This is a genomic window from Ochrobactrum sp. SFR4, assembly GCF_019730395.1.
In the GTDB taxonomy this organism is placed as follows: domain Bacteria; phylum Pseudomonadota; class Alphaproteobacteria; order Rhizobiales; family Rhizobiaceae; genus Pseudochrobactrum.
In genome coordinates this window covers 51,710-67,871 of sequence record NZ_JAAPBB010000016.1, presented here as the reverse complement: position 1 = coordinate 67,871, position 16,162 = coordinate 51,710, and the positions used below count along the sequence as shown (strand labels likewise).

Annotated in this window: 9 protein-coding genes; 2 read left to right on the top strand and 7 right to left on the bottom strand. The window is 51.2% G+C overall.

The window, feature by feature from the left end; all coding sequences use genetic code 11:
• Positions 1-613 precede the first annotated feature (613 nt).
• Positions 614-2,581: a M23 family metallopeptidase gene (locus HBA93_RS15615; protein WP_221723850.1), complete on the top strand. Its 1,968-nt coding sequence runs from the start codon at positions 614-616 to the stop codon at positions 2,579-2,581.
• Between the two features lie 46 nt (positions 2,582-2,627).
• Here HBA93_RS15615 and HBA93_RS15610 read toward each other — a convergent pair whose 3' ends face one another.
• The 7 genes from HBA93_RS15610 to HBA93_RS15580 all read right to left on the bottom strand — a co-directional run bounded on the left by HBA93_RS15610 (position 2,628) and on the right by HBA93_RS15580 (position 15,127).
• Positions 2,628-4,016, bottom strand: a complete 1,389-nt coding sequence (locus tag HBA93_RS15610) for a L,D-transpeptidase (RefSeq protein ID WP_502910126.1) — start codon at positions 4,014-4,016, stop codon at positions 2,628-2,630.
• Between the two features lie 268 nt (positions 4,017-4,284).
• Positions 4,285-6,870, bottom strand: coding sequence for an ATP-dependent chaperone ClpB (gene clpB, locus HBA93_RS15605; RefSeq protein WP_122092570.1), 2,586 nt, complete (start codon positions 6,868-6,870; stop codon positions 4,285-4,287).
• 507 nt (positions 6,871-7,377) lie between these two features.
• On the bottom strand, positions 7,378-8,298 hold the full coding sequence (locus HBA93_RS15600) for a DUF4167 domain-containing protein (protein WP_221723849.1): 921 nt from the start codon (positions 8,296-8,298) through the stop codon (positions 7,378-7,380).
• Positions 8,299-8,759: 461 nt separating this feature from the next.
• Positions 8,760-9,635 (bottom strand): peptide chain release factor N(5)-glutamine methyltransferase, encoded by an 876-nt coding sequence (gene prmC / locus HBA93_RS15595; RefSeq protein WP_221723848.1) that lies wholly within the window; start codon positions 9,633-9,635, stop codon positions 8,760-8,762.
• 8 nt (positions 9,636-9,643) lie between these two features.
• Positions 9,644-10,720: a peptide chain release factor 1 gene (gene prfA / locus HBA93_RS15590; protein ID WP_121994034.1), complete on the bottom strand. Its 1,077-nt coding sequence runs from the start codon at positions 10,718-10,720 to the stop codon at positions 9,644-9,646.
• A gap of 140 nt (positions 10,721-10,860) precedes the next feature.
• The gene (ptsP, locus tag HBA93_RS15585; protein ID WP_122092572.1) at positions 10,861-13,131 is read right to left on the bottom strand and encodes a phosphoenolpyruvate--protein phosphotransferase; all 2,271 of its coding nucleotides are present in this window, start codon (positions 13,129-13,131) and stop codon (positions 10,861-10,863) included.
• A gap of 742 nt (positions 13,132-13,873) precedes the next feature.
• Entirely contained in the window at positions 13,874-15,127 is a 1,254-nt protein-coding gene (locus tag HBA93_RS15580) for an aspartate kinase (protein ID WP_022711258.1), read from the bottom strand.
• Positions 15,128-15,313: 186 nt separating this feature from the next.
• Between HBA93_RS15580 and ubiG the strand changes: the two genes are divergently transcribed.
• Positions 15,314-16,105, top strand: a complete 792-nt coding sequence (gene ubiG / locus HBA93_RS15575) for a bifunctional 2-polyprenyl-6-hydroxyphenol methylase/3-demethylubiquinol 3-O-methyltransferase UbiG (protein WP_221723847.1) — start codon at positions 15,314-15,316, stop codon at positions 16,103-16,105.
• The last annotated feature ends 57 nt before the right edge of the window (positions 16,106-16,162 follow it).

Genomic DNA, 16,162 nt, shown 5'->3' with positions numbered 1-16,162 from the left:
GAAGCTCTCTGCCGCTAGCAGCGCCGCCGCCCTCGTTGTGTCGCTATATAGACCCCACCAATCCAAACTGTCAACACACACAAACGCCTTTTATGGAATTTTTATAACAAAAACCGAAAAACATCGCCCCTCCCCTCCATTTATCCTCTCACCACACCACTCCAGCACCCAAATCCGGCCCCAATCACCCAAAAAACACCACCAAATATATCAAATCGCCAAACCAAACCCTTGTTTCGACTCACAAATTCAGAATCAAATTACGGAATCATCACTCTCAAACCCGAATCCATACCCAAAGCAGCATTTCTTATGAGGGTATTGATGCTCATTATATATTGTAGTTTTCACAGCATAATAATACTGCGATCATAAACACGCCCCATTCCGGTCGTACGCACACATCTGAAATGGAACAGGTTCAGAGCTTCAGTTTTAAAAAGCGAATAATCGTGGAATGATTCCACATATCTCGTTTGTTTGCCGTCTTCTCATTGACTTGACCGGTATGCACAGGCAAAACTTTGCTCCTCACCTGAGGTAATTCAATATTACGCAGATTTTTCCGCAGCCTGCGGTGCGCAATATATAATAAGGAATGGTACTGCGTGGCATGAATCAGCAGATCTTGACCAACTCCAGCGACCCCGGAGATGAGCCGCCGCTCATCACGGACGGGCGTCGCGGACCACCAGATCGGCGTGAAGTTTCTGCACGATGGCTGGCCGGCACTTTTCTGACCGGCATTACAGCCTCATTACTCATTGGTGTTGCACTCTTTGCCGCGCTGGACGGACGTCAGCAATTGGCGACGCCTCCCGAGCTCGTTACAAAAGAAGAAATGCCGGCTAAGTCGGATGCTAAGGATAGCACCAAAGGCAACCGCGTTATTGCGACTGTCACCAAACAAAAAAGCCGCGACCGCCGCCGCATGGAAGTTTCAACCATGCAGAAAGTCGGTGAGCGCGAAGTTATCCGTACCAAACCATTTGAATATGTCCGTATGGCTTTAGCCGCCGATCATCCGGCAAGCCGACAATATCCGGCATTTGATGCTATGGCTGTTTTCTCTGACGGCGCTAAACAACAGGTGCAGACTGCGAATACCGGACAAATTTACGGCGCAAAGGTTGAAAGTGAAATCAGTCTGCGCACGATCGACTTTCCAATCAGTGCCGGAAATTATGATTCAGCATCAGATCTTACCAGTGACGAAGTAGAAAAAGTCGTTCGCAATACCGGTCAGTTGCTGACGGACGGTGATGTGCAGATTGCATCTCTTCATTATGTTGACCCGCTGCGCTTTGGTAACAGCGGTGATTCCCCTTATACCCTGACACAACCGCTTGGCGTGCGCATCACGCAGGAAAATGTCAGCGTCAGCAATCGTCTTCTTGATGGTGAAACCAATACCGGCTTCTCCGAAGATATTATTCCTTTCCGTTCTGATTCAAAAATCATCGATGCTCTGAATAAGAGTGGTTATGAGGGTGAAGATGCGGATAATATTGCTGAAGCCCTGAGCAAGCTGATGAATTCGCCGCGCCTGAAAGCCGGTAGCGTATTGCGTGTAGGCGTGACCTCTTCTGAAGAAGAAGATCATATTGTCCGTGTTACGCTCTATAACGGAACAACCCATATTGTTACGGTCGCTCTCGACGATCAAAACCAATATGTTCCGTCTGATGAGCCGGAAATGACCCCTCTTCTCCAAACAGCATTTGATGATAATGCACCGCCGCCGACAATCCGTGGTGAGATGCCATCTGTTTATGATGCCGTTTATAAAGCTGCTCTTGCCTATGGCATGACCAATGATATGGCGCGGCAACTGATAAAAATGCTGGCGAATGACGTCGATCTGCAATCCAAGATCGCCCGCTCCGATGCAATTGAAGCATTCTTCTCCCTGCCGGAAGATTCCGAAAGTGCGAATGAAGAGTCTCAGTTGCTCTATGTCAGCGCCAATATGGGCGGTACAACCAAGAAATTCTACCGCTACCAGTCGCCGGAAGGCGGCGTGGAATTTTATGATGAGAATGGCCGCAGTGCCCAGCAATTCCTGATCCGTAAACCCGTTCCGAATGGTGTCTTCGGTTCACCATTCGGCGGACGCCGTCATCCTATTCTCGGCTATGTCCGCATGCATACGGGTGTTGACTGGCGCGCTCCGCGCGGCTCCCCGATTCTTGCTGCCGGTAATGGTATTGTTGAAAAAGCTGGCTGGGCCAATGGTTATGGTAATCAGACCATTATCCGTCACGGTAACGGCTATCAGACCAGTTACAACCACCAGAATGCCATTGCTTCCGGTATTACGCCCGGCACGCGCGTTCGTCAGGGACAGCTGATCGGTTATGTCGGTTCAACCGGTCTTTCGACCGGCCCGCATTTGCACTACGAAGTTATTGTGAATGGTGCAAAAGTGGATCCGATGCGTATCCGTATGCCGCAAAGTCAATCTCTGGGCGGAAAGCAGCTGGAAGTCTTTATGCGGGAACGCAACCGCATCGACCAGCTGCTGGATGGCAAGGGAGACGCTCCTGCCAAGGTTGCCAATACATCTCAGGCAAAAAGCTGATAAACTATAAAATAAAAAGCGGCCTTTCAGGCCGCTTTTTTGTTTCTTATTCCGTAAACTCCACGGTTACTCCGGGTTTTACAAGCTTGACCAGTTCTTCCGCATCCCAATTGGCAAGGCGGATACAACCGTGACTGGCTGTTTTACCAATACGGGATGGATCAGGTGTACCGTGAATACCATAAGTCGGCTTTGACAGCGCAATCCACACAGTGCCCACCGGCCCGTTAGGTCCCGGCGGTACAATCAGCACCTTGTCATTATTGCCCTGTTTGAAATTAATCTTCGGATTATAGGTATAGTTCGGATTGGTCGCGATACGCTCAACCGTCACAATACCGGACGGAGAAGGATTATCCGCCGAACCGATTGTCGACGGATAGGCCACTACCAGTTTGCCGTTTGCATCATAGCCGCGCACTTGTTTGCGTGCCTTATCCGCAATAATTTTAGCAATAGGCGCGCGCTTCTGTTTACCCAGATTAGGCACACTGATCACTTCGCCGGGTTGACGGAAACTGATCCCCGGATTGATTTCCTGAAGATAATTTTCATCAATGTGGAATTTTTCGGCCAGCATTTCACGCGGTGAGACATAAGCCATTTCAGGCAGCTTGGCCTTTTCACTGTAATCATTGGGTACAGAAGCCAGATAAAAGCGACCGATATCCTCATTGGTAATCGTATATTCTGTAAAAGCAGGACCGCCTGTGGCTTCCAGCTGGGCATTGACCTGTGTTTCATCTGCAGGATTGATGCTCAGACCCGTTACTTCCAGATAAGATGCCGCCGCCTTGTCAACATTGCTGCCCGCTTTGCCATCGATCACGCCCGGTGATGTACCGGCACGATCCAGCATAATCTGATAAGCAGCAAATTTAGCTTTTGCGCCCTGACCTTTCGGCATCACAACTGACGGTGTCTGCGAGCCCGACATACCGGAAGACGTGTTCGGATATTGTCCGTAAGGATCTTCAATCGCAGGTTTGAAATCATTATCATCCGGTGATGGTGCAACACCGACATCCGGCAAAGCAGAACGGTCAACTGCTGCATTATTCAGACCCGTATTGCCTCGTGGTGCTGCCGGAAAATAATCCGTACCGGCATCATCCGGCACATTTGCAAAGCCGTCATAAGGCACGCCGCCACCAACCGGTCCGTTCAATGTCCAGTTATCATTAGAATCCGGCTGCTGCGGAGGCTGTTGCGGATAGCCACCCGGCTGTTCCTGAATACGCAAAATCTTGCCGCTATTATCCATGGTCACCTGACGCCCTGAAGCATCAATATAAACCCGCACTTTATTATCCTGATAAATAACTTCACCCGGATCATAAAGCTGCGCCATCAACACGGGACGCTCTTCTCCGGAAACGGAGCCACCAATGTCAAAAGGGGACGCATAAGCGGTCGCCGCTGTCAGACCTGTCACGGACAGTCCGAGATAAGTCTTCCGTAGAATTCCCCGCATTTTATGCATACCACACCCTTTAAAGCGCAAATCTTGTCTCTTCAGCCAGTTGTCTGTCCTGAAATGCTCTAATCGCAGATCAGGCCATTTTTATGGTTAATAACTTAACTGCATATGAAGAAGATAATCCGCAACAGATATTTTTTATAGTTATGAAAAAGCGGCACCGCATTCAGCAGTGCCGCTTACCATCTCTTGACTCAATCAGGATTTATTACCTGTCTGAAGTTCAGTGTTTTGGTTTGGGCTGAAAGACCAGACGGTCTGATCCTGCCGAAATATCCACCACCGAACCATCAAGGATTTCACCACCGAGAATTTTCTCAGCAAGCGGGTCCTGTACCTGTTTCTGGATCACCCGTTTCAGCGGGCGGGCACCATAAGCAGGATCATAGCCCTTATCGGCCAGCCAGTTACGGGCATCATCCTCAACATCCAGCGTGATCTTGCGGTCACTCAGCAGATTCTGCAATCTTGCCAGCTGAATATCGACAATCGCACCCATTTCAGAGCGGTGCAGGCGATGAAACAAAATAATCTCATCCACACGGTTGAGGAATTCCGGACGGAAAGATGCACGAACAACGCCCATGACTTCTTCACGAACACTGTCCACATCCTGATCCTCATTCAGTGCAACAAGATATTCCGCACCGAGATTGGAAGTCATAATGATCAGCGTATTGCGGAAATCCACCGTACGCCCCTGACCATCGGTCAGACGACCATCATCCAGCACCTGCAACAACACGTTGAAGACATCCGGATGCGCTTTTTCAATCTCGTCGAACAGGATCACCTGATACGGACGACGACGCACCGCTTCGGTGAGTACACCACCTTCTTCATAACCGACATAGCCCGGAGGCGCTCCGATCAAACGGGATACAGAGTGCTTTTCCATGAATTCGGACATATCAATCCGTACCATAGCCGTGTCATCCGAGAACAGGAAACTGGCCAAAGCTTTAGTCAGCTCTGTTTTACCCACACCTGTCGGGCCTAAGAAGATGAATGAGCCGATCGGACGGTTCGGGTCCTGCAGACCGGCACGGGCACGACGCACCGCACGCGAGACCGCCTGCACTGCTTCCCCCTGACCGATCACGCGCTTGCCGAGTTCGTCTTCCATCCGCAGTAATTTTTCCCGTTCGCCTTCCAGCATCCGGTCAACCGGAATACCTGTCCAGCGGGAAATGATCTGCGCGATGTGATCCGGCGACACAGTTTCTTCCAGCATGGTGCCGGTATTTTCCTGCGCTTCCGCATCACTAAGCTGCTTTTCCAGCTGCGGGATCGTACCATAGGCCAGTTCACCGGCTTTCTGGAACTCACCATTACGCTGAGCAGCCGCCAAAGCATTACGCGCATCTTCAAGCTGCTTCTTCAGATCTGCGGCATGGCCGAGTTTCTGTTTTTCTGCCTGCCATTTGGCAGTCAGTTCAGCGGATTCCTCTTCCAGATCGGTCAGCTCTTTTTCAAGACGCAGCAAACGATCTTTCGATGCCGTATCGGTTTCCAGCTTGAGCGCTTCACGCTCAATCTTCAGCTGCATGACACGGCGATCCATCTCATCCAGCTCTTCCGGTTTGGAATCCACCTGCATACGCAGACGCGCAGCCGCTTCATCCACGAGGTCAATCGCTTTGTCCGGCAGAAAACGGTCAGTAATATAACGGTTCGACAAAGTTGCCGCCGAGACCAGAGCAGAATCCGAGATACGCACTTTGTGGTGCTGCTCGTATTTTTCCTTCAGACCGCGCAGGATCGAGATCGTATCTTCAATCGTTGGTTCATTGACAAATACCGGCTGGAAACGACGGGCAAGCGCCGCATCTTTTTCAACATATTTGCGGTATTCTTCCAGTGTCGTCGCGCCAACACAATGCAGCTCACCGCGTGCCAGCGCAGGCTTCAGCAGATTGGATGCATCCATCGCGCCGTCCGATTTACCGGCACCGACCAAAGTGTGCATTTCGTCGATGAACAGGATGATTTCACCGGCAGCCGCTTCAACTTCCGTCAGCACAGCTTTCAGACGTTCTTCAAATTCACCGCGATATTTCGCACCGGCAATCAGCGCACCCATATCCAGCGCCATCAAACGCTTATCTTTCAGCGATTCAGGCACGTCACCATTGACGATACGCAGTGCCAGACCTTCGGCAATCGCGGTTTTACCCACACCCGGTTCACCAATCAGCACCGGATTATTCTTGGTACGACGCGACAAAACCTGAATGGTACGGCGGATTTCATCATCACGGCCGATCACCGGATCAAGCTTACCGGAACGCGCATCCTCGGTCAGATCACGGGCATATTTTTTCAGCGCTTCGAAATTGGCTTCGGCAGAAGCACTATCGGCAGTCCGGCCTTTACGCATCTGATTAATCACCTCATTCAAAGCTTTGGCTGTGACACCGGCATGTGTCAGAATTTCATAGGTTTTCGCACTTTTTTCCAGCGTGAAAGCGGTGAGCAGACGCTCAACCGTGACATAGCTGTCACCGGCTTTAGTGGCCAGTTCTTCCGCAGTGGTCAGAATTTTTGCAAGCGCAGGCGACAGATAAAGCTGTCCGCTACCGCCGGTCACTTTCGGCAGTGCAGCTAAGGCACTCTGTAATCCGAGCTTAAGATCAGCAAGGCGACCGCCTGCCCTTTCGATCAGGCCGGAAGCCAGACCTTCCTCATCATCCACCAGGACTTTCAGCAGATGTTCAGGGGCAAATTGCTGGTTATCAGAATTTAATGCAAAGCTTTGCGCTGACTGGAGAAAACCCTGTACGCGCTCGCTGTATTTTTCAATATTCATAGTGTCTCCTTTTCGCCCGCCAGCCCTCCAAGGCACCGGCAGATCATGGGTGACGGCTCCCCCTTAAAGGCAGGAACCATTATTCAGCAGACTTCAGATAAACGGGACAAAATACTTCCGACAAAATCAGAACCAGTTTCACTGGAAATGCGTGGAATAAATTGCTCCGGCATCCTGTCACAAGGGATATGGGGCGACACCCCTCTCCCTGCAAGGGCTGAAAGCATGAAGGTGAAAAATTATTATCACAGCAGGAGTTAGAGCATTTTCGGCAAAATGTGCGAAGCACCCTTGCAAGAAAATCAGTTCACCAGACTGACTTCTGATCCTGCCTTAATGCGCGGATCATGCGTAAAAGCAGAAAACAGAGCAGCTTTACGATTTCGTGTTAACTGAAATCACGCTAAACCCTTTCTCTGCAAATAAATGGCGGCAACCGCACCTTGCGGGTATAAAAAAACCGGCAGATTTCCCTGCCGGTTTCTAATTCTCTCTTATGCAAACAGATTATTCTGTTTCAGCAAAAGCTGTATCCTGATCCTGATTTTCACCATCAGCCTTCGCTGCACGGCTTGTCGTGCGGCGCGGGCGCAGAACACGGCGGGTGCGCGGTGCCGGCGCTTCATCAGCACCGGTTGCCTCAGTTACAGCATCCTGCTTCGCTTCAACTGCCGGTGCATCATCACCGTCCTGCATAACAGGCGCTGCGGTGCGCGGACGGCGGCGGGTCACAGGTGCTTCCGCAACTTCAGTCACAACCGGTTCAGCAAAGTTTGACGTGACAACCGGCTGCTCAGCAGACTGATCAAAAGGCACCTGTGCGGCTGCAACCGGCGCTTCCTGTCCCTGATCTGCACCATATTCCGGACGCTGATGACGGCGCGGGCGCTGCATACGACCCTGACGGTCATTGTTGCGGTCGTTACGATCATTGCGATCATTACGGTCGCCGCGATCCTGACGATTATTCTGCTGGCGGTTATTACGGTTGGAAGAACGGGAATTTTCTTCGCCATACATGACTTCAGCAGGCGTGCCTTCGATCACAGGCTGCGGGCCGCTGCCATCATAAACTTCCTGATGCGATATGGACTGGCCGGAATGACCCTGCTCCATACCTTCTTCATCATCAAAGTCATCATCAAAAGCTTCATCACGCTGCACCGGCGCAGGATTTTGTGCCTGTGCCGCCAGAATAATGCGATTGTAATGTTCAGCGTGCTGCAAATAATTTTCTGCAATCACCCGGTCGCCGGTCGCCTGCGCATCACGGGCCAAAGTCATATATTTTTCGGCGATATGCTGCGCATTACCCCTGATTTTTACATCAGGTCCGTTACTTTCGTAATTACGGGAAAGAGGATTAGGGCCCTTACGGTTATTATTCCCCCGTCCACGCATGCGCCTGTTCTGCTGTCCTGGCCTCATACTCATCTCTTTTCAGATTAGGGGCGAAGAAATCATTTCAGCTGAAAGGGCTGAGAGATTTCATAACTACAATAACAGAAAGCGCGCCCCGCACTTTCAGCGTATAATTTTAATTTAAGTTTTGTGCTGCCGTGTCAGCAACTCCGCAAAGGAGGTCGGTTGAAAAACCACCGGACAGCTGCTGATCAAAATGTCTGAATCACTCATAATTTCGCGTCGCATGACACGGTTTTATAAAGATACAAATCAAACATATAATTTCAGGCTGACAACCCTGTCCGACATACCAGTGCATAATTTTTTAAATCGCTGCCGGTTTAAAAATGAAATTACGCATTAGTCCGAATTGTTACTGTATCTTTCATCCATATTACAGGACATGCAATGCAGTAGCGGTGACAGGAAACTAGACGTGTTTGCCGTAAATTCCAAGTCTTTTTTGGGCATATCAAACATTAAAGTCAACGTTGAAATGACAAAGCCCGTTTATGACCGGCCAGATCTTCGGCTACTTTTGTCAGGCGGAATGAATATTGTGCAAAAATTGCCTCCGTATCATCCGCCTGTCCTGCCCCGATTTCCACAGCAATCATACCATTATCATGTAGGTAGGCGCCACAGTGCTTTGCAAGAGCGCGATAAAAATTTAATCCGTCTTCTCCCCCGTCCAGTGCAAGGCGCGGATCGTAATCTTTGACTTCCCTGTCCAGTTCCAGCACTGTTTTTGCCGGAATATAGGGCGGATTCGAGACAATCAGGTCATATTTGCCGCGAACAGCACCAAACCAGTCACTTTTCAGAACAGCCAGACGGGATGAAACTCCCGCCTGTTTTCCATTGATCCGCGCTGCCTGCAGGGCGCCTTCAGCAATATCAACTGCAACACCGCGCGCAGTCTTTATTTCATGCAACAGGGTAATCGCAATTGCCCCTGTACCGGTGCCCATATCCAGAAGATCAACGAAGCCCTTTTCCGAGCTTCTCTGTTCAAGAAAAGGCAATACCAGTCCGATCAGTGCTTCCGTATCAGGGCGCGGCTCAAGCGTATCGGCATTTAATTTAAAGCTCAGACCGTAAAATTCGCGCTCACCGATGATTCGGTGTACCGGCTCACCTGCGATCCTGCGCTGCATTGCACCCAGCAATTGCTCTGCCACATCCGGCGCAACTACTGTATCCGAACGGATCACAAAATCGGTCAGCGTCGCAGCGGTAAAATGTTGCACCAGCAGGCGCGCATCCAGCTCGGCACCGTCAATTTCTGCCTGTCGCAACTCAAGCCGCACATGAGCTAAAAGCTGACCAAGCGTGTTATTTGTAGTTTCCGGTTTAGTCATAACGCCGATCAATTATCACCCAATTCCGCCAGCAATGCGGTCTGGTGGTCAGAAATCAATGCATCCACCAGCTCATCAAGCTCACCCATCATTACGCGGTCAAGCTTATAGAGTGTGAGATTAATCCGGTGATCTGTTACGCGGCCTTGCGGGAAATTATAGGTACGAATGCGTTCTGAACGGTCGCCGGAGCCAACCTGACTGCGCCGCGCTTCCGAACGCTCACTCTCTGCACGCTGGCGCTCCATGTCATAAAGACGGGCGCGCAAAATCTGCATTGCACGTGCACGGTTCTGGTGCTGCGACTTCTCTGCCTGCACCACCATAATCCCGGTCGGAATATGGGTGATGCGCACGGCCGAGTCTGTCGTATTGACGTGCTGACCACCGGCACCGGACGCACGCATCGTATCAATGCGAATATCTTCGTTGCGGATTTCAATATCAATATCTTCCGCTTCCGGCAGCACAGCCACCGTTGCCGCCGATGTATGAATACGTCCGCTGCCTTCTGTTTCCGGCACCCGCTGCACGCGATGCACACCGGATTCAAATTTCATCTTGGAGAACACGCCTCTGCCGGAAATTGTCGCGATAATTTCCTTGAAGCCGCCCGCATCACCTTCGCTGGCAGAGACAACTTCCACACGCCAGCCCTTATCCGCAGCATAGCGCTCATACATGCGGAAGAGATCACCGCCAAACAAGGCCGCCTCGGAGCCGCCGGTACCGGCTCGAATTTCCAGAATAGCGTTTTTCTCATCCGCCGCATCTTTCGGCAGCAGCAAAATCTGGACTTCAGCTTCCAGCGTTTCGACTTTTTCTTCCGTATCCGGAATTTCCATTTCAGCCAAAGAGCGCATTTCTGCATCGCCTGATGCATCATCGCGCATGGAAGTCAGATCGCTCAGCTCCTGACGCGCAGCCTGCAATTCACGAATTTTCAGCGCGACATCTTGCAGTTCAGAATATTCCGAGGCCAGCTTGACATAGGTTTCCGGCGAAGGATTATTCGCCATTTGCGCTTCAAGCATGACAAAATGCTTTAACAACTGATCCATTCTGTCTTGCGGAAGCGCGACCATGCGATAATCCTGATAATATAATTATATGTCTGAAATTCAGCTTTCAGCTTGATAAGGGCACCCATAAAGCATTTCGCAATCAAACGGAAATGCCTGATTGCGAAATTTTCTGCACAAATGACAGCGCTTTATATTGGCTTTTACAGAGGAATGCCCTGTTCGGCTGCAAAGCGTACAAGATGCTCACGGATTGATCCGTTGGCATCAGGTCTCTGCACGAGATCACTCAGAACCGCATTCAGCTGCGCTGCATCAAGCGACAAAAGCATATTTTTCACCGGTCCGATTGCCGCTGCAGACATGGAGATCGAGCGGAAGCCCAGCCCCACCAGCATCATAGCTGTCAATGGCTTACCCGCCATTTCACCGCAGAGTGTCACCGGTTTATCGTGACGCTTGCCCGCCTCGGCGATCTGCTGCAATACCCGCAAAAATGCCGGAGACAACTGGTCAAAACGATCCGCAATCTGCGCATTGCCACGGTCAACCGCCATAATGAACTGGAACAGATCATTCGATCCTACCGAGGCGAAATCCACTTCGCGCATCAGTTCGTCCAGCTGCCACAGCAGTGACGGCACCTCGATCATCGCCCCGACTTTCAGGTTGCTCGGCGGCTGATAATCGAAACGGGTCAGGTAATTGACTTCCCGCTCGATAATTTCGCGGGTCGCTTTCACCTCTGCCACTTCTGTCACCATCGGCAACATAATGCGCAATTCACGACCACCCGCAGCTTTCAGCAGCGCGCGCAACTGCGTACGCATCAGACCTGGCCGGTCCAGAGCAAGGCGGATCGCCCGCCAGCCCATCGCCGGATTTTCTTCATGCGCGTTGGAGCGGAAATACGGCAGCACTTTATCACCGCCAATATCCAGTGTGCGGAAAGTCACCGGCTTGTCGCCGGCCGCTTCCAGCACTGCGCGATAGAGCTTTTCCTGCTGGCCGGAACGCGGGAAAGTAGAAGCCACCATGAATTGCAGTTCTGTGCGGAACAGGCCGACACCATCCGCACCGGATTCCTTCAGCTGCGGCAGATCAACAATCAGACCGCCGTTCATCAGCAATGCAACCGGCTGACCATCTTTGGTAATCGTCGGCTTATCGCGCAACTCACGATAAAGCGCCTGTCTTTTAGCGCGGAAACGGACTTTCTCCGCATAGGCCGCTTCAACATCAGACTGCGGCCGCAGATGAACACGACCATCTTCGCCGTCAATAATGATCGCATCATTATTTTCAGCCAGTGCAACCACACCTTTGGCCTGCCCGACTACCGGAATACCCATAGCACGCGCGACGATCACAACATGGCTTGTCGTTGCGCCGTCTTCCAGCACCAGACCGCGCACACGTTCCCGCGGATAATCCAGCAATTCCGCAGCCCCCATGGAACGGGCAACGATGATTGAATCCTTCGCCATCATTTCCGCAGCAGTTTTCGGGTCATAGCCCATCAGCTGCCGCATCAGACGATTGGCAAGGTCATCAAAATCACTGAGACGCTCACGCATATAAGGATCGCTCAGATGCATCATCCGTGCGCGCGTATCGCTCTGTACCTTTTCAACCGCTGCTTCTGCGGTCAGGCCATTGCGGATAGCTTCCTCAAGACGGCGCATCCAGCCACGGTCATGGGCAAACATCCGGTAAGCTTCAAGCACATCACGATGCTCTCCCTCTACCGCCACATCACGGCGCGACAACATATCGTCAATCGAGAGACGCAGAGACCCCATCGCCTCATCAAGACGGGTGATCTCATGCTCAATATCTTCATTAAAAAGATTAGTTACGACAATGCGCGGCTCATGCAGCAGCACATGTCCGAGACCAACGCCGTCATTATAAGCATGGCCATTGAAACTGACAGAACGCCCGTTGGTCAGCTCTACACCGGGACGCGCAAGACGGGTGAGATTACCTGCGGCAACCATTTCCGCCAGCACCATGGCAGTTGTTTCCAAAGCTTCCAGCTCATCTTCGCGATAAGCCCGTTTGGTGCGGTTCTGAACCACAAGTACACCCATCGTCCGGCCTGCGCGCAATACCGGCACACCGAGGAAGGAGTTATAAATTTCTTCGCCGGTTTCAGGCAGATAAGTGAAAGCCGGATGGCTCTGCGCATCAGTCAGATTGAGCGGGCGCGCGGTTGCGGCAATCGTACCGACAAGCCCTTGCCCCAGACGCAGCTGCGCCAGATGCACGGCCTGCGGGTTCAGACCTTCGGTTGCATAGAGCTCTAGAATTTCATCAGATCGGAGCACATAGAATGAACAGACCTCCGCCACCATATTTTGCGCGATTTCGCGCACAATACGGTCAAGGCGTTCCTGCGGTTCGAGCGCTTCCGCCATTAAAGCGCGAAGACGCTTGAGCAAAATCCGGGGTCCGGCTGTCAGCTCACGCATAGGGTCTCAATGCTCCTCCATATGCCTCATGCCAATCTCAAACCACAATACACAGCGTATGTGGTTACTCGTCGGCTTTTACCGCTTTTTCGATCGGCCGGTCAGGCATTGTTTCATCCTGATACTACAAGACCAGTCCGATCACGAATCACACCGCTGTGTGCATAGCTCAGTTTGGTTTGCTTGTGAGCATTTTTCTCACAGTCGTCCAGAGTACAATTATCAAATCTTATTATACACTGTGCTCTTATTGCGGTTTACGTGTCTAAAATGGGGCGTAAACCGATTAAAGCATCTCCATCAACAAAAATGATTTTATTTATCCCGCTGCCCGCACATGACCAAAGCCGGATCGTCCTGCTCTTATTTCCGCTCTTTAGCTATGCAGTGGCTGCATAGCTGAACCCTGTATTTCCGTTTACCCCTGAAAAGATAATAGCATGTCGCGGAAAAGTGGGTACCGGTTTTCCGATAGTGACATGCGTAAAAACAAGGAGATAGAACGAACGCCATGAATGTGATTAAACGCGACACGCTCTAGAGCATGCCACAGCTAAATGGACTCATTTAGTGTCCGCGAGCATGCGACAATTAAATGAAGATAGAGCGAGCGCAGTGGATACAATTAAATGCGACACGCTCTGGCATAATGTTGCCGCCCGACAGAAATGAATAGAATGCAGACAGAAAAAAAGGCAGTGCCGCGAAGCACTGCCTTCCTGAAACTTTTTGAGTTCAGTCTTCAGTGCTTATCCAGCCCATAAACAGAATGAAGGGTTCGTACCGCAAGTTCTGTATAAGCGCTGTCAATCAGGATCGAGATTTTAATCTCGGAGGTCGTGATCGCGCGAATATTGATGCCTTTTTCAGCCAGCGCCTTAAATGCAGTCGCTGCAACACCTGCATGAGAGCGCATACCGGTGCCGATCACCGAAATTTTTGCCAGACCGGTTTCCGACTGGATGGAGTCACAGCCGATTTCGGCCTTTACCTTATCCAGCGCATGCACAGCCTTATCCATATCGCCGGAAGGCACGGTGAAGGTCATGTCGGTTTTCGAACCATCTTCGGAAACATTCTGAACAATCATATCAACATTGATATGTTCTTCAGCCAGCGGGACAAAAATCGCCGCCGAAACACCCGGGCGGTCGGCCACGCGGCGCAATGAGATCTGAGCTTCATCTCGGGCGAAAGCAATACCAGTTACAACCTGTTGTTCCACGATTTCATCCTCATCGCAAATCAGTGTTCCGGGAGGGTTGAGCGGATCACCCATGCCCGGCGCATGCGGATCTTCAAAACTTGAACGTACAAATGTACGCACTTTATGCACCATGGCCAGTTCTACGGAGCGAACCTGCAGCACTTTAGCGCCAAGGGATGCCATTTCCAGCATCTCTTCAAAAGAAATCTTGGCCATACGGCGGGCTTTAGGCTCTACGCGCGGATCGGTCGTATAAACACCATCCACATCCGTATAAATATCACAGCGATCAGCTTTAACCGCTGCCGCAACGGCAACAGCCGAAGTATCGGAACCACCGCGACCGAGCGTCGAAATACGGTTATCCGGGCTGATACCCTGGAAACCAGCAATCACCGCAACCTGACCTTCGCCAAAGCGCTTAATCAGAAATGAACCGTCAATATCAGTAATACGTGCCGCACCATGCGTCATGTCAGTCTTGATCGGGATCTGCCAGCCTTGCCATGAACGGGCATTCACGCCCATAGACTGCAGCACAATCGCCAGAAGACCGGCAGTGACCTGCTCGCCCGATGCAACAATCGCATCATATTCACGGGCATCATGCATCGGCGATGCTTCACGCGTCCAGGCAACCAGTTCATTGGTTTTACCGGCCATAGCCGAAACCACAACTGCCACTTCATTGCCGGAATCGACTTCACGTTTAACGTGACGCGCCACATTCCGGATCCGTTCAAGATCGGCCACAGAAGTACCGCCGAATTTCATCACAATGCGCGCCATTATGTCGACATATCCTAAATGAAAATGAGAACCAACGGAACCTGCCATCGTACTGAAAGGTACTCCTGACAGGTAAGTGATGCTGACATACCGAAATTATGACCACTTCGCAAGCGCAACAGGCGAAAAGATACTTGACTTTCATCAATGAACAGACAAGTCCATTGGTAGAAAATGGAGAAAGCTATGTCCGACACGTCCAGACAGACAGATACTGGCTCACAACAGCCACAGGAAGCCGTATCCGGCCGTACCACGATTGATCCCGCTGAAGTTGCGCATTTTTCGCGCATTGCCAGCGAATGGTGGAACCCGCAGGGCAAATTCCGCCCGCTCCATAAATTCAACCCGACCCGTCTGGAATATCTGAAAGAACAGATCTGCAAGCATTTCAACCGTGATCCGCTGGCGGCCAGACCGCTGGAAGGTCTGCGCATTCTGGATATTGGTTGCGGCGGAGGTCTGCTGTGCGAGCCGATGGCACGTCTTGGCGCTACAGTTATCGGTGCGGATGCCTCAACCACCAATATTGAAGTCGCCAAAATCCATGCCGCAGAAATGGGCATTGAAATCGATTATCGCGCCACCACAGCAGAAGATCTGGCTGATGCCGGTGAACAATTCGATGTCGTGCTTAATATGGAAGTGGTTGAGCATGTTTCCGACGTCGATCTGTTCATGTCGGCCACGGCGAAAATGGTCAAGCCGCAGGGACTGATGTTTGTTGCCACCATCAACCGCACACTGAAAGCATGGGGTCTGGCGATTATCGGCGCGGAATATGTGCTGCGCTGGCTGCCGAAAGGCACCCATCAATATGAAAAACTGGTGCGTCCTGAGGAACTGGAAAAACCATTGCAGGCTGCCGGTCTGACCGTGCTGGAAAAAACCGGCGTGAGCTATAATCCGCTCAATGATACATGGAACCGCTCACGCGATCTCGACGTGAATTATATGGTTCTGGCGCAGCGTCGCTAAATTATACCTGAAAAAAACTGATCCGTATAAACGGATCAGTTATAATCCTCAATTTTG

Coding starts and splice junctions, on each gene's coding strand:
- ptsP (WP_122092572.1), bottom strand. CDS start 13,131: ATGCGTGAGCTGACAGCCGGACCCCGGATTTTGCTCAAGCGTCTTCGC.
- prmC (WP_221723848.1), bottom strand. CDS start 9,635: ATGACTAAACCGGAAACTACAAATAACACGCTTGGTCAGCTTTTAGCT.
- prfA (WP_121994034.1), bottom strand. CDS start 10,720: ATGGTCGCGCTTCCGCAAGACAGAATGGATCAGTTGTTAAAGCATTTT.
- HBA93_RS15600 (WP_221723849.1), bottom strand. CDS start 8,298: ATGAGGCCAGGACAGCAGAACAGGCGCATGCGTGGACGGGGGAATAAT.
- ubiG (WP_221723847.1), top strand. CDS start 15,314: ATGTCCGACACGTCCAGACAGACAGATACTGGCTCACAACAGCCACAG.
- clpB (WP_122092570.1), bottom strand. CDS start 6,870: ATGAATATTGAAAAATACAGCGAGCGCGTACAGGGTTTTCTCCAGTCA.
- HBA93_RS15580 (WP_022711258.1), bottom strand. CDS start 15,127: ATGGCGCGCATTGTGATGAAATTCGGCGGTACTTCTGTGGCCGATCTT.
- HBA93_RS15615 (WP_221723850.1), top strand. CDS start 614: ATGAATCAGCAGATCTTGACCAACTCCAGCGACCCCGGAGATGAGCCG.